21 protein-coding genes are annotated in these 13531 nt (G+C 44.3%); 4 read left to right on the top strand and 17 right to left on the bottom strand.

The genetic code is table 11. The features are described 5' to 3' along the window. Nucleotides 1-12: 12 nt before the first annotated feature. The 17 genes from rpsQ to LIR34_RS08685 all read right to left on the bottom strand — a co-directional run bounded on the left by rpsQ (nt 13) and on the right by LIR34_RS08685 (nt 10722). The gene (gene rpsQ / locus LIR34_RS08765; RefSeq protein WP_008707264.1) at nt 13-267 is read right to left on the bottom strand and encodes a 30S ribosomal protein S17; all 255 of its coding nucleotides are present in this window, start codon (nt 265-267) and stop codon (nt 13-15) included. A gap of 22 nt (nt 268-289) precedes the next feature. Further along, nucleotides 290-499, bottom strand: coding sequence for a 50S ribosomal protein L29 (rpmC, locus tag LIR34_RS08760; protein WP_118039832.1), 210 nt, complete (start codon nt 497-499; stop codon nt 290-292). Further along, nucleotides 489-926, bottom strand: a complete 438-nt coding sequence (gene rplP, locus LIR34_RS08755) for a 50S ribosomal protein L16 (RefSeq protein ID WP_019162497.1) — start codon at nt 924-926, stop codon at nt 489-491. Before rplP ends, rpmC begins: the two co-directional genes overlap by 11 nt. Next, entirely contained in the window at nt 926-1582 is a 657-nt protein-coding gene (gene rpsC / locus LIR34_RS08750) for a 30S ribosomal protein S3 (RefSeq protein WP_005424980.1), read from the bottom strand. Before rpsC ends, rplP begins: the two co-directional genes overlap by 1 nt. 11 nt (nt 1583-1593) lie before the next feature. Further along, complete coding sequence (gene rplV, locus LIR34_RS08745) at nt 1594-1983, bottom strand: 50S ribosomal protein L22 (protein ID WP_005424978.1); 390 nt, start codon at nt 1981-1983, stop codon at nt 1594-1596. A 95-nt stretch (nt 1984-2078) separates the two neighbouring features. Continuing rightward, on the bottom strand, nt 2079-2360 hold the full coding sequence (rpsS, locus tag LIR34_RS08740) for a 30S ribosomal protein S19 (RefSeq protein WP_008707255.1): 282 nt from the start codon (nt 2358-2360) through the stop codon (nt 2079-2081). A 15-nt stretch (nt 2361-2375) separates the two neighbouring features. Next, nucleotides 2376-3221 (bottom strand): 50S ribosomal protein L2, encoded by an 846-nt coding sequence (rplB, locus tag LIR34_RS08735; protein ID WP_161283918.1) that lies wholly within the window; start codon nt 3219-3221, stop codon nt 2376-2378. A 65-nt stretch (nt 3222-3286) separates the two neighbouring features. Next, entirely contained in the window at nt 3287-3586 is a 300-nt protein-coding gene (gene rplW / locus LIR34_RS08730; protein WP_173902552.1) for a 50S ribosomal protein L23, read from the bottom strand. Further along, the gene (rplD, locus tag LIR34_RS08725; RefSeq protein WP_161283916.1) at nt 3586-4206 is read right to left on the bottom strand and encodes a 50S ribosomal protein L4; all 621 of its coding nucleotides are present in this window, start codon (nt 4204-4206) and stop codon (nt 3586-3588) included. Before rplD ends, rplW begins: the two co-directional genes overlap by 1 nt. 22 nt (nt 4207-4228) lie before the next feature. Beyond that, a complete protein-coding gene (gene rplC / locus LIR34_RS08720) occupies nt 4229-4861 on the bottom strand; it encodes a 50S ribosomal protein L3 (protein ID WP_161283915.1) in 633 nt (210 codons plus the stop codon). A gap of 86 nt (nt 4862-4947) precedes the next feature. Then, nucleotides 4948-5265, bottom strand: coding sequence for a 30S ribosomal protein S10 (rpsJ, locus tag LIR34_RS08715; protein WP_161283914.1), 318 nt, complete (start codon nt 5263-5265; stop codon nt 4948-4950). Nucleotides 5266-5684: 419 nt separating this feature from the next. Beyond that, complete coding sequence (locus tag LIR34_RS08710; RefSeq protein ID WP_173902551.1) at nt 5685-6758, bottom strand: hypothetical protein; 1074 nt, start codon at nt 6756-6758, stop codon at nt 5685-5687. Nucleotides 6759-6922: 164 nt separating this feature from the next. Continuing rightward, on the bottom strand, nt 6923-7177 hold the full coding sequence (locus tag LIR34_RS08705; RefSeq protein ID WP_161283912.1) for an HPr family phosphocarrier protein: 255 nt from the start codon (nt 7175-7177) through the stop codon (nt 6923-6925). Then, a complete protein-coding gene (gene whiA, locus LIR34_RS08700) occupies nt 7174-8121 on the bottom strand; it encodes a DNA-binding protein WhiA (RefSeq protein WP_173902581.1) in 948 nt (315 codons plus the stop codon). The genes LIR34_RS08705 and whiA overlap by 4 nt, the downstream gene beginning before the upstream one ends. 20 nt (nt 8122-8141) lie before the next feature. Then, nucleotides 8142-9023, bottom strand: coding sequence for an RNase adapter RapZ (rapZ, locus tag LIR34_RS08695; RefSeq protein WP_161283911.1), 882 nt, complete (start codon nt 9021-9023; stop codon nt 8142-8144). Further along, a complete protein-coding gene (gene murB, locus LIR34_RS08690; RefSeq protein WP_173902550.1) occupies nt 9011-9940 on the bottom strand; it encodes a UDP-N-acetylmuramate dehydrogenase in 930 nt (309 codons plus the stop codon). The genes rapZ and murB overlap by 13 nt, the downstream gene beginning before the upstream one ends. A gap of 56 nt (nt 9941-9996) precedes the next feature. After that, the gene (locus LIR34_RS08685) at nt 9997-10722 is read right to left on the bottom strand and encodes a tRNA threonylcarbamoyladenosine dehydratase (protein WP_173902549.1); all 726 of its coding nucleotides are present in this window, start codon (nt 10720-10722) and stop codon (nt 9997-9999) included. 245 nt (nt 10723-10967) lie between these two features. On the opposite strand from LIR34_RS08685, the gene LIR34_RS08680 reads away from it, so the two are divergent. From LIR34_RS08680 to spoVAE, 4 genes are read left to right on the top strand one after another with little or no spacing between them, the layout of a single operon-like run. Continuing rightward, nucleotides 10968-11384, top strand: a complete 417-nt coding sequence (locus LIR34_RS08680) for a stage V sporulation protein AB (protein WP_161283908.1) — start codon at nt 10968-10970, stop codon at nt 11382-11384. A gap of 59 nt (nt 11385-11443) precedes the next feature. Beyond that, nucleotides 11444-11914 (top strand): SpoVA/SpoVAEb family sporulation membrane protein, encoded by a 471-nt coding sequence (locus LIR34_RS08675; RefSeq protein WP_173902548.1) that lies wholly within the window; start codon nt 11444-11446, stop codon nt 11912-11914. After that, nucleotides 11911-12984, top strand: a complete 1074-nt coding sequence (locus LIR34_RS08670; RefSeq protein WP_173902547.1) for a stage V sporulation protein AD — start codon at nt 11911-11913, stop codon at nt 12982-12984. Before LIR34_RS08675 ends, LIR34_RS08670 begins: the two co-directional genes overlap by 4 nt. 12 nt (nt 12985-12996) lie before the next feature. Continuing rightward, nucleotides 12997-13353 (top strand): stage V sporulation protein AE, encoded by a 357-nt coding sequence (spoVAE, locus tag LIR34_RS08665; RefSeq protein WP_173902546.1) that lies wholly within the window; start codon nt 12997-12999, stop codon nt 13351-13353. The last annotated feature ends 178 nt before the right edge of the window (nt 13354-13531 follow it).

Here is a 13531-nt window from a genome sequence, read left to right as displayed (position 1 = left end):
CTGGTTTCCTCCTTATTTCACTTTCTCTACGATCTCAACCAGTCTCCATCTCTTGTCCTTGGACAGCGGTCTGGTTTCCATTACTTTAACGGTATCACCGATATTGCACTCATTGTTTTCATCATGAGCTTTGAGTTTATATGTTCTCTTTACGATTTTTTTGTAAAGAGGATGTTTTACATGGTCTTCGATAGCAACAACAATGGTCTTGTCCATCTTATTGCTGACAACCTTACCCACACGGGTCTTTCTCAGATTTCTTTCCACGATTATTTCCTCCTATATATCACTATTTCGCAGCGTTTGTCTGCTCAGTGATTACTGTCTGGATTCTGGCAATATTCTTGCGAACCTCTTTGATTCTGCTTGTATTGTCTAACTGATTGGTTGCATTCTGAAATCTCAGATTGAAAAGTTCTTTTTTAGCAGCTACTAATTCTTCATTTAATTCTGCAGCTGATTTTGCTTTTAAATCTTCTACGAATTTATTAATTTTCACTGTTATCACCGCCTTCTAAGTCTGCACGAGAAACGATTTTACATTTACATGGTAACTTGTGCATTGCAAGACGTAATGCTTCACGAGCGATCTCTTCAGAAACGCCTGCGATTTCGAACATTACACGTCCTGGCTTAACAACTGCTACCCAGTATTCAAGGGTACCTTTTCCGGAACCCATACGTGTTTCTGCTGGTTTCGCTGTTACTGGTTTATCCGGGAAAATCTTAATCCAAACCTGACCACCACGTTTGATGTAACGTGTCATGGCAACACGGGCTGCTTCGATCTGGTTAGATCTGATCCAGCAAGGTTCGGTAGCAACAAGACCGAATTCACCATAATTGATTTTATTACCTCTAAGGGCTTTACCTCTCATGGAGCCACGGAACTGTTTACGACGTTTTACTCTTTTTGGCATTAACATTATTTATCGCTCCCTTCCTTATTTCCTTTAGTAGGAAGTACTTCACCATTGTATACCCAAGCTTTTACACCAACTTTTCCGTAAGTTGTGTCAGCTTCTGCAAATCCATAATCAATGTCAGCACGAAGTGTCTGAAGCGGGATTGTTCCTTCGCTGTAGAACTCTGTACGAGCCATATCAGCTCCGCCAAGACGTCCGGATACGGATGTTTTGATTCCCTTTGCTCCTGCTTTCATTGTTCTCTGCATTGTAGATTTCATAGCACGTCTGAAGGAGATACGGTTCTCAAGCTGCAGAGCGATGTTTTCAGCAACAAGCTGAGCATCTCTGTCCGGTCTCTTAACTTCTTTGATATCTACGATGAGTTTCTTATCTGTGTATTTCTGTAATTCAGCTTTAACTTTTTCGATCTCAGATCCGCCCTTACCGATTACGATACCCGGTTTAGCAGTGTAGATGATGATCTTAACTCTATCAGATGCTCTCTCGATCTCGATCTTGGAAACACCTGCGCTGTAAAGTTTTTTCTTTAAAAATGTTCTGATATTATAGTCTTCAACCAGGTAATCTGCAAAATCTGCTTCTGCATACCATCTGGAATCCCAATCCTTGATAACACCGACTCTAAGGCCATGTGGATTAACTTTCTGTCCCATGCTTTTCCTCCTTATCTTTCATCCAGCACGATGGTGATATGGCTTGTTCTCTTTTCGATTCTGTAAGCTCTACCCTGTGCTCTTGGCTGAATACGTTTCATTGTAGGTCCTTTGTTTGCATAGCACGCTGCAACGTAGAGGTTATCTGCGCTCATTCCGTTATTGTTTTCTGCGTTTGCAATTGCTGACTCAAGCAGCTTCTTCAGAACGCTTGAAGCGTATCTTGGATTGTATGTGAGGATACCAAGTGCTGTCTGCACATCTTTACCGCGGATTGCATCTAATACATAGCATGCTTTCTGAACAGAAATTCTTGCATAAGATAATTTTGCAGACGGTCTTGTCTCTCTATTACTCTCATTTCTGGCTCTCTTAATCTGGCTTCTATGTCCCTTTGCCATTTTAAAGTGCCTCCTTTCCATTTAATCGATATCTGGTAACACCGCCTTGCTGTCCCCTTGCGGGACAACAGGCAGATTATTTATTTAAATTAATTCTAGCGAACGCCGGATTTCTTTTCGTCTTTTCCGTGTCCTCTGTAAGTTCTTGTTGCTACGAACTCACCAAGTTTATGTCCAACCATATCTTCTGTTACATATACCGGCACATGTTTTCTTCCATCATGTACTGCAATTGTATGTCCTACGAAGGACGGGAAGATAGTGGAACGACGTGACCATGTTTTGATCACAGATTTATCATTTGCAGCATTCAGAGCGTCAACCTTTTTAAGCAGGCTTGCATCTGCGAATGGTCCTTTTTTCAGTGAACGAGACATTCTGTACCCTCCTTATTATTTTGTTAAAGCTTTTCCATCGCGTCTTCTTACGATGAGCTTGTTGGACTGTTTGTTTTTCTTTCTGGTCTTCAGACCAAGAGCAGGTTTGCCCCATGGTGTACACGGACCTGGGCGACCGATTCCGGTCTTTCCTTCACCACCACCATGCGGATGGTCATTCGGGTTCATTACAGAACCACGAACTGTAGGTCTGATTCCCATGTGACGTTTACGTCCAGCTTTACCAACGTTAATAAGGTTATGATCGCCGTTACCAACAACACCGATAGATGCGCGGCATACAAGCGGAACCATTCTCATTTCACCTGACGGTAATCTTAATGTTGCGTATTTTCCTTCTTTAGCCATCAGCTGAGCACCGTTTCCTGCGGAACGAACCATCTGTCCGCCTTTTCCAGGATGAAGCTCAACATTATGAACCATAGTACCAACTGGGATAAGTTCCAGCGGCAGGCAGTTTCCTACACGGATTTCTGCTTCCGGACCGTTCATAACTTTCTGTCCGACTTTCAGTCCTTCCGGTGCAAGAATATATGCTTTCTCGCCGTCTGCATAGCAGATCAGAGCGATGTTAGCTGTTCTGTTCGGATCGTACTCAATTGTCTTAACTGTTGCAACAACATCATCTTTTCTTCTCTTGAAGTCGATGATTCTGTATTTTCTTCTGCTTCCGCCTCCGCGGTGTCTAACAGTGATTTTACCCTGGTTGTTACGTCCAGAGTTTTTCTTCAGAGATACGACTAAGGATTTCTCAGGGGTACTTGTTGTGATCTCAGAGAAATCAGATCCAGTCATATGTCTTCTGGAAGGTGTATATGGGTTATAGGTTTTGATTCCCATGATGTTTCTCCTTTCGAATATTAGTTATCATGCTTTCCAGCATATATCTTCTGAAAGCTGAGGGATTATAATCCCTCGAAGATCTCGATGTCTTTGCTTTCTTCTGTAAGAGCTACGATCGCTTTTTTGGTTTTAGCTGTCTTTCCAACAACTGCACCACGGCGTTTTTTCTTACCATCCATGTTCATGGTATTTACGCTCTTAACTTTTGTTCCTTCGAACATTTTCTCAACAGTCTCTTTGATCTGAGACTTGTTTGCTTCCGGATGTACCAGGAATGTGTATTTCTTTTCTCCCATGGCGTTCATGGATTTTTCTGTGATAACCGGTTTCAGGATCACATCATAATACTTAATATCTGCCATTATGCGTACACCTCCTCGATGGATGCTACTGCATCTTTGGTAACTACTACTGTATTGTGTTTCATAACATCATATACATTCATAGTACTTACTGTTGCAGTCTGTACATCTGCGATGTTTCTTGCTGCAATAACTACGTTCTGGTCATCAGCTGCTGTGATAACAAGAGCTTTGTCTGCTTTGAGGTTTGTAAGAACCTTCTGCATTTCTTTTGTCTTTGCTTCTGCAAGTGCAAGGCTGTCTACAACAACCAGTTTATTATCCTGAACTTTAGAAGTCAGAGCTGATTTCAGAGCTGCTCTTCTTTCTTTCTTGTTCATTTTTACTTCATAGTCTCTCGGAACCGGAGCGAATACTACACCGCCGCCAGTCCACTGTGGTGCACGGATGGAACCCTGTCTTGCATGACCTGTTCCTTTCTGTCTCCACGGTTTTCTTCCGCCGCCGCTTACTTCAGAACGTGTTTTAGCTTTCTGAGTACCCTGGCGTTTATTTGCAAGCTGACGAACAACTGCGAGATGAACAAGATGCTCGTTGATCTCTACTCCGAACACTGCATCGTTCAGTTCCATTGTTCCAACTTCATTGCCTTCCATATTAAAAACTGTTACGTTTGCCATTCTGATGCTCCTCCTTTCTCAATTATAAAGACTTTACTGTCTCTTTGATGGTAACCATAGATTTCTTAGGTCCTGGAACAGCACCTTTCACTAACAGTAAATTGTTTTCTGTATCTACACGAACGATTTCAAGATTCTGAACAGTTACCTGTACATTTCCCATATGTCCTGGCATGTGTTTTCCTTTGAATACTTTACTCGGATCGGAGCAAGCACCGTTGGAACCTGCATGACGATGATATTTGGAACCGTGAGCCATAGGTCCTCTGGACTGTCCATGTCTCTTGATGGCACCCTGGAAACCTTTACCTTTGGAAACTGCTGTAGCATCGATGTGATCTCCAGCCGCAAAGATATCAGCTTTGATTTCCTGTCCTACTGCATATTCTGCAGCGTTTTCGAATCTGAATTCTTTAACGAATCTCTTAACAGCAACTCCAGCTTTGTCGAAGTGACCTTTTTCCGGTTTGTTCACCAGTTTTTCTCTGATGTCGCCGTATCCAACCTGAACTGATGCATATCCGTCGTTTTCCTCTGTTTTAACCTGAGTTACAACGCATGGACCAGCCTGTAAAACGGTTACCGGAATTAACTGTCCGTCTTCATTGAAGATCTGAGTCATTCCGACTTTAGTAGCTAAAATAGCTTTCTTCATTTCTTTCTTCCTCCTTATAGCGGATTACCATAAAGGCAATCATATAGTTTTTTGAAATGCCCAAGGGACATTTAAAAACGAGTTAATTATTTGTTTTTCATCTTGATATCGATGTGAACACCTGCAGGCATTTCCAGTCTGGAAAGTGCATCTACTGTTTTCTGAGTTGGTGTCATGATATCGATGAGTCTCTTATGAGTTCTCTGTTCGAACTGCTCTCTGGAATCTTTATATTTGTGAACAGCTCTTAAGATTGTAACAACTTCCTTCTTAGTCGGAAGCGGAACTGGTCCGCTAACAGTTGCTCCGTTCTTTTTAACAGTATCGATGATTTTTGCTGCTGATGCATCTACTAACTGATGATCATAAGCCTTTAAAGTGATTCTCATTACCTGATTTGCCATAAAAAAAGTCTCCTCCTATTCGTACTCAATTATGCAGTACGACAAGCGGCGACTGTACACATCTCCGTGTGTGTCATGCGACATTTATCCACACGTCCATCCCGATGATGGTTTCTGAACTTGTACAGTGACTTGTCGTCAGTTTCCTAACTTGACATTCGCTCCACGGAAAACCTGCCGGTAATATGGCAGCAACCTCGCGCTTCATAGCTATCATGTCACAGCAGATATTAGTATATACGATGATTCTTAATTATGCAAGCCTTTTTTTTATTTTTTTGAACAAATTTCTGCACAATATTTTTATCTGTTTTCTTCTTATTATAGTGCAAAATGCAGCGAAAGGTTTCTTTGCCCTTCGCTGCATCTGATTTAGTGATTTTCTTTCTATATATAATAAAGAAACATCATTCAGTTATTTATTCCTCTGACTCCTCATCACCACCGATAATATCAGAGTAGTCAAATAATGTAACCTTTGTGATAGAATCTCTGACGATATCCGGAGCATCTCCAGCCTTTCTCGCTTTGTCCGCGAGCTGAGAAGCAGTATAATGCGGGATTGCAAGTTTCTTGATCTCTACCGGTTTCTCTTCAGGCTCTTCTTCAGCCTCCTGGATGTTCGGAATCTCTTCTGTATGGCCGCCGGCACTTCTATATGTATCCTGCTCATCATCGGAAAATTCCTCTGCTGTCGCTGCCGCGATTTCCTTCTTGAGAAGTTCATGCGCCTCGCTGGTTGCAGTCTGCATGTTTCTTACCGGACGAGTCTTCTTCTGTACCGGTGCTTCCTCCTCCAGATCATCCTCGTAAATCTCATCTACGAATCCGCCTGTACGGATCTTCTTGCGTTTCTTTTCTTCTTTCTTGACCTGTTTGCGTCGTGCCTTCTCTCCGTAAAGAAGTTCTCTGTCTTCTTCATCCATTCGTCTCGCACGTGCCTTCTCTTCCATGCGGAGTTCCTTCGCAGTCTTTACATGTCTGCGGTCTCCAAGAAGATCCTCATATTCATCTTCCGGTTCCTTCTTAAGAAGCTCTGCCACAACATAAAGAATGATGAGGAAAAGAACAATCAGTCCAAGAACGATCAGTCCCTCTGTACTCTCCGTTGCTGTCAGGACATATCCTACAAAAGGAATCGTAACAACAACCTTCGGAACCCAGTTCTTAACAGATACTGAGATATTGCTCTGCTCAGCCACAGTCGGATCAATAACTGTACCTATGTTATTATCTCCTATGCTTACAAGGTTATAACGATAGGTAGCAGAGTCCTTCTTCACCAGGAGCGGAGTTCCCGGTGCATTCTTTACTTCTTCGGTCCTCACCGGTATCGCATATGTCACAGAACCCATGGGCAGATTGGTAACCTTATCGCTGCTGTCCACGATCACAGTAGAAACCCCAAAAAACGGCGGCAGTGCCATACCGAGTATCAGTATGATCGTACATATGATCACAAAATGTACAATAAATTTCAAAAATTTAGACATTGGTATCTCCTTCGCTTTGGTTTACATTCATTAACATTTTATTATTATACCCTGTTTTTGTTTCATGGTCAACTTATAATCTTGCTTTTTGCCAGATGCAAAAAGCATTGGCCGGACTGGTCTTCTTCCGGTCAATGCTCTTATTACTCCGCTCTTAATTCTTATTATTGATTACTCAAATATTTCTCAATACTTGTCATTGCCGCTTCTTCATCATCACCATTTGCGGAAAGTGTGATCTCTTCACCTGAATCCAGCCCTAATGTCATCATTCCCATAATACTTTTTGCGTTTACCTTTTTTCTTCCAATCTCAACATAGATCTCACTGTTGAACTGGCTTGCAACCTGTACCAGCTGCGCAACCGGACGTGCCTCCAGCCCTGTAGACAGTTGAATAGTGATTGGTTTTTTAATCATAATAAATCCTCCTCGTTCATCCGCAGTCCATCAGCAATCTCGCTGAGCTTTCTCAGGCGATGATTAACCCCCGACTTTCCTACCTGCGGATTTAACATCATACCTAATTCTTTTAGTGTAGCTTCCGGATACTGCAGTCGCAGCTCCGCAATTTCAGCAAGACCCTCATTCAGATTGTGGAATCCCATTCTTTCCTCAATCAGTCTGATGTCCTCTGCCTGTTTCACTGCTGCATTCACCGTTTTGTTGATATTTGCTGTTTCACAGTTTACTTTCCGATTGACATTGTTGCGCATCTCCTTGACGATCCGTATATTTTCCAGATTCATCAACGACACATTTGCCTCCATAACCGCCAACATTTCAACAATCTGTGCGCCCTCCTTCACATAGACCACATATGACTTCTTACGCACGACAATTTTGGCATCAATATCAAAGCTGCGGATAAGTTCCTGCAGCTGATCTGCCTTTTTTTCTTCTGAACAGACGATTTCCAGATGATAGCCTTTCTCCGGATCGCTGATTGATCCCGATGCCAGAAATGCACCGCGGATAAAAGCCCGTTTGCAGCATACCTGCTGAGTAACAAATCCGTTACCCGCATCCAGCATACCTCCGTTATATTCATCTGCAGAAAGTTTCGTTCCCTGAAGTACAGTTTCTATCTGTTCCGGGTCTGCAATCTCAACGAAATATATCTTTCCCTTTTTCATTTGACAGCTTTCCCGAATAGCTATTGCTGTCTCTATATTAAAGGTTTTTGTCAGCAATGTAAAGTACTTTCTTATAACAGCATAATTTTCGGTCTGAAAATGCAGTCCCCCTTCTGCTGTCATTCTTCCACATGCACTCAAAAGTGCTGTAATTTCGGCAAGCCTGCAGTGCCTTGCCATGCTGATCTGTCTGGAAAGTTCTTCTTTCACCATCCCCGAAAAAGACATTTCCATTCTCCTATCTCATATCATTTATTTTTACGCAGTGCATCTTTACCTATATCTCTGTGTTCCAGGCGAATCCCATAACTCCGCTCTGCATGCAGCCGGTCATAGAGCACTCTTGCCAGAGTAACCGAACGATGCTTTCCGCCCGTACATCCGACCGCTATCACAAGGTTTGTCTTCCCTTCCTTTGCGTAGTTCGGAATCAGGAACTTCATCATATCTTCCAGCTTATCTGCAAAATCCTTCGCCGTCTGGTTCTGCATCACATAATTGAACACGCCGTCATCCATTCCTGTCTGCGGACGCAGTTCATCTACATAATAAGGATTCGGAAGGAATCTCACGTCAAACACAAGATCCGCATCCTCCGGTATCCCATATTTAAATCCAAAGGATAATACTGAGATCATCATATTGTCGAACTTACCGTTCTCCACAAAGATCTTGTCCAGTTCCTTCTTAAGTTCCCTGGTAAGCAGATGCGTTGTATCTATAATATAGTCTGCACGTTCTTTAAGGAAGTTTAATCTCTTTCGTTCTTCCCGGATTCCCTCATCAACACGCCCTGCCATAGCCAGCGGGTGCGTTCTTCTTGTTTCCTTGTATCTCTTAACAAGTGTACGATCGTCTGCATCAAGAAAAAGGATTTCGAACTTGTGTCCCATCTCTTTAAGCTGATCCAGTACTTCTTCCAGACCTTCCAGATATCTGCCGCTTCGGACATCCAGCCCGATTGCTGCGTTCTGAATATCCTCGCCCTGATTTGCCGACATCAGAGAAACAAACTTTCCAACCAGCTGTATCGGCAGGTTGTCTACGCAGAAATACTGTGCATCTTCCAGCATTTTCATTGCTGTGGATTTTCCCGCTCCGGACAATCCTGTAACAATTACCAGTCGCATTTCTTATCAAATTCCCCCAAAAATTTCACTTCCGGTTCCAAAGTTACTCCGTACTTCTCACGGACCACTTCTGTCACATGCTTCATCAGGCTCACAACATCCTCTGCTGTCGCATCTCCGGCATTGATCACAAATCCGCAATGCTTATCTGATACTCTGGCACCACCGATCTGACAGCCTCGAAGCCCGCTGTCCATGATCAGCTTACCTGCAAAGTATCCTTCCGGACGCTTGAACGTGCTTCCTGCACTCGGAAACTCAAGCGGCTGTTTTGAAGTACGCTTCTCACGGAGTTCTCTCGTGAGTGTCTTGATTTCTTCCAGGTTTCCCTCCTTAAGAGAAATTGTCGCCCCAAGTACCAGATAGCCGGCTTTTTTGATAATGCTGGTACGGTATCCCATCTCAAGTTCTGCTGCCGGGATTACACGAACCTCACCTTCCCCGGTCATTACCGTTACGTCCTTGAGTACATCCTTCATCTCTCCGCCATAGGCACCTGCATTCATCACAACGGCTCCGCCAAGCGTTCCCGGAATGCCTCCCGCAAACTCAAATCCCGCAAGGGATGCTCTTCTGGCTGCAACCGCAATAGAAGAAAGGAGTGCTCCCGCTGCTGCACGGATCTCAGTCCCTTCTACAGTGATCTGCTCCATATTGCGATCCATCTGGATGATCACGCCTTTGTAGCCCTGATCACTTACCAGCAGGTTGCTTCCGTTTCCAAGTATAAAATACGAAAGCTTCTCCCTTCTGCATATTTCAAGAGTCTTTTGTATTTCTTCTATTGTTCTCGGCATCACGAAGACCTCTGCCGGTCCACCAATGCGAAAAGTTGTGTGACGTTTCATAGGCTCTTCAAAGAGCACCTGCTCTTCTCCCAGCTCCTGGCAAAATTTCTGCTTGATCTGCTCGTTCACAAACACTGTCCTCAATCTTTCTATTTATTTATCAGGTTTACAAACTCCTGATTTTGTTATTTTTTGTATTTTTCAGCAAGAATATCCCTGACTACCTCACCGGCAGTCATAAGACCTGCCACTCCCGCTACAAATGAAATACTTCCCTGGATGTTTTTCTCGACACTTGGTTTGATCTTTCTGAATTCAAATCCTCTGTGTGAATGTTCTCGTGAACAAATCACCTTAAGTCTTCTGACGCCTCTCTTCCGGAGTTCTGCACGCATCTTCTTGGTCGCAGAATCTGCCGCGACACGAGAAATATCCATGATCTCCAATCTCGAAGGATCTAACTTATCTCCCATACTCAGACATGAGATTACCGGAATCTTATATTTCCCCGCCTGCTCTATCAGGAGTATCTTAGATGAAACCGTGTCCATTGCATCCACGATATAATCGTACATTCTCAGGTCAAACAGTCCCATAGTATCTTCATTATAGCAACTTTCGTATGTGTGTACCAGAATATCCTCATCAATATTACGTATCCGTTCTTTTGCGATCTGCACTTTCTTATGCCCAATCGTAGACTGCAGTGCATAGAGCTGTCTGTTGATATCTGTCACGGATATCTCATCATGATCCACAAGAGTAAGACTTCCTACTCCACAGCGTGCCAGTGCCTCCACTGTATAGGAACCCACACCGCCAAGTCCGAAAACTGCGATTCTGGCGTTACTCAGGCAGTCTACACCCTTCTGCCCCAATAATAGTTCCATTCGAGAATATGCATCATACATGCAAAACCTCCCTATACCATTCTTGTAGTTATTACTGTTCACTCCGTTCACAGTAACTTGTATTCATTGTCACTGTTCACTCCGCTCACAGCAACCTGGTAAAATGTCACGCACCCTCATTTTTACTAATTATACTATCTCCTCAGATAAAAGTACAGTTTTTCATAGTTTTTTAAGAATTAATGTATGATTCTATCAAATTTTCACATACTAAACATAAAAGTCAACCGAAAAGGAGTTTTTTTATGTGGCAGCAAATTTTTTTAGGTTTTCTTGGACTGTGCTCAGGTATCATCATCGCCGGCGGTGCGGTCGGACTGATGATCGGCCTTTCCATCGTGCCCAGATATGCCGGCATCACACGTACCGCAGATTCTGTTCTTCTTTATGAAGATATGACTCTGCTTGGTTTTGTCTTTGGCAATGTGTTCTGCCTGTTTCACTTTTCGCTGCCTCTCGGCATTCCTTTTCTGATAGTATATGGTGTTTTTTCCGGCATTTTTCTCGGAAGCTGGATCCTGGCTCTGGCAGAGGTAGCCTCTGTCTTTCCTGTCTTTTTCAGGAGGATCCACCTGACGGAAGGATTCCCGGCAGTCATTCTCTCTATCGCCGTCGGGAAATGCATCGGTACACTCATTTTTTACTTTTTTGGCTGGCAATAAGCCTCAATCATTATATGCATAAACCGCATAAAAGTCAAACCGAAAGAGAGGAGTTTTTCATGGCAAATAAACAACAGCTCCAAAAGCAGAAAAAATACGAACAATATGTCAAGTCCGTTACACCAACTCACAGCCTTCCCATAAATATGGCAAAAGCCTTTCTCACCGGCGGACTCATCTGTCTTCTGGGACAGTTCATCCTGAACACTGCACAATCCATGGGTATCGATCAGGAAAGTGCCGGAAGCTGGTGCTCTCTCCTTCTGATCTTGCTGAGTGTCCTTCTGACAGGGTTCAACCTGTACTCCAAAATCGGAAAATTCGGAGGTGCCGGAAGTCTTGTCCCTATCACTGGATTTGCAAACTCTGTTGCAGCTTCAGCCATAGAATTTCAGGCCGAAGGACAGATTTTTGGAATCGGATGCAAGATTTTTACCATCGCAGGTCCTGTGATCCTGTACGGAATCTTAAGTTCCTGGCTCCTTGGCATCATCTACTACATTCTTAAACTTATGGAGGTGATCGGATGAGCAGCACAGTTCAGATGGGAAAAGCAAGCCTTGCATTTCATGAACCGGTTTATATCCAGAGTGCTGCTTCCATCGTAGGAAAAAAAGAAGGCGAAGGACCATTAAAGCACTGCTTCGATATGATCAGTGAGGACCCCCGTTTCGGAACGGACACCTGGGAAAATGCAGAAAGCACACTCCAAAAAGAAACTGCGATCCTGGCAATCGGAAAAGCCGGGCTTAAGCCCTCCGATATCCGCATGGCCTTTGCCGGTGATCTTCTCGCCCAGACGATTGCCTCTTCCTTTGGCATTGCGGAAATAGGCATCCCGTTTTACGGGCTGTACGGTGCCTGCTCCACGATCGGAGAATCTCTCTCCCTCGGTGCCATGTCTGTAGCTGCCGGTTATGGTTCACACATACTCTGTGCTGCTTCCAGTCACTTTGCTACTGCCGAAAAAGAATTTCGTTTTCCGCTGGGGTACGGCAGCCAGCGTCCCCTGTCCGCAACCTGGACGGTGACCGGAAGCGGAGCCTGCGTTCTCGGAGACAAGCCGCCTCTTTCTGGTGATCTTCCCAATGCATCCCCTCTGCGTCACAAGAACAGATGTGCTGCGATCACCGCTGTCACCACCGGAACCGTGATTGATTTTGGATTTCGTGATTCCCTGAACATGGGCGGATGCATGGCTCCTGCCGCAAGCGACACTATTTCTCGCCATCTGACCGACTTCCAGCGTCAGCCTTCTTATTACGACGCCATCATCACCGGAGACCTCGGCAGAGTCGGACAGCGGATCCTGTTTGATCTTCTCGGCGAAAAAGATATCTCCATCGCTTCCCGCCACTATGACTGCGGGCTTCTGATCTTTGACAATGATGCACAGGATACCCATTCCGGAGGCAGTGGATGCGGATGTGCGGCCGCTGTTCTGGCAGCCTTCATCCTTCCACGCATTGTCAGCGGACAGTGGAAAAAAGTCCTTTTTGTCCCCACCGGTGCCATGCTCTCCAAAGTCAGTTTTAATGAGGGCGAATCCGTTCCCGGCATCGCCCATGGAATTGTTATTGAACACGTGCAATTATCCTGAAAGGAGTTTCATATGGATTATTTTAATGCCTTCTGGGTCGGCGGCGTCATCTGCGCCCTGGTCCAGATTCTTCTTGACAAAACCAAACTGATGCCCGGCAGGGTTATGGTTCTTCTTGTCTGCTCCGGTGTCCTCTTAAGTGCTGTCGGAATCTATCAGCCATTGGTCGACTATGCCGGTGCAGGTGTTTCGGTCCCCCTTCCCGGATTTGGGCATCTTCTCTGGAAAGGCATGAAGACAGCCATTAACCAGTATGGTCTTCTCGGACTTTTTACAGGCGGCTTCACTGCCTGTGCCGCAGGTGTGTCCGCTTCTCTGATTTTTTCATACCTGGCCAGTCTGATCTTTAAGCCTCAAATGAAAGATTGATTATTTCCATCGCATCAAAGGAGTTTTCTTATGAGTGATACTTTATAAGTTAGCAACCACCAGTTCAACTGGTGGTTTATCCCTGGCCCTCCAAAGGGCCATTGTTACTGCTCGCCCCAAAGAGCGGTATCGCAAGCACTTTTACTGGCCCGCTATAAAGCGGTACTACTGGAATCTT

It is taken from the genome of Blautia sp. MSK17_66 (assembly GCF_020538025.1).
In the GTDB taxonomy this organism is placed as follows: Bacteria; Bacillota; Clostridia; order Lachnospirales; family Lachnospiraceae; genus Blautia_A.
The sequence above is the reverse complement of the archived record's forward strand: the minus strand, read 5'-3'. Positions and strand labels throughout refer to the sequence as shown.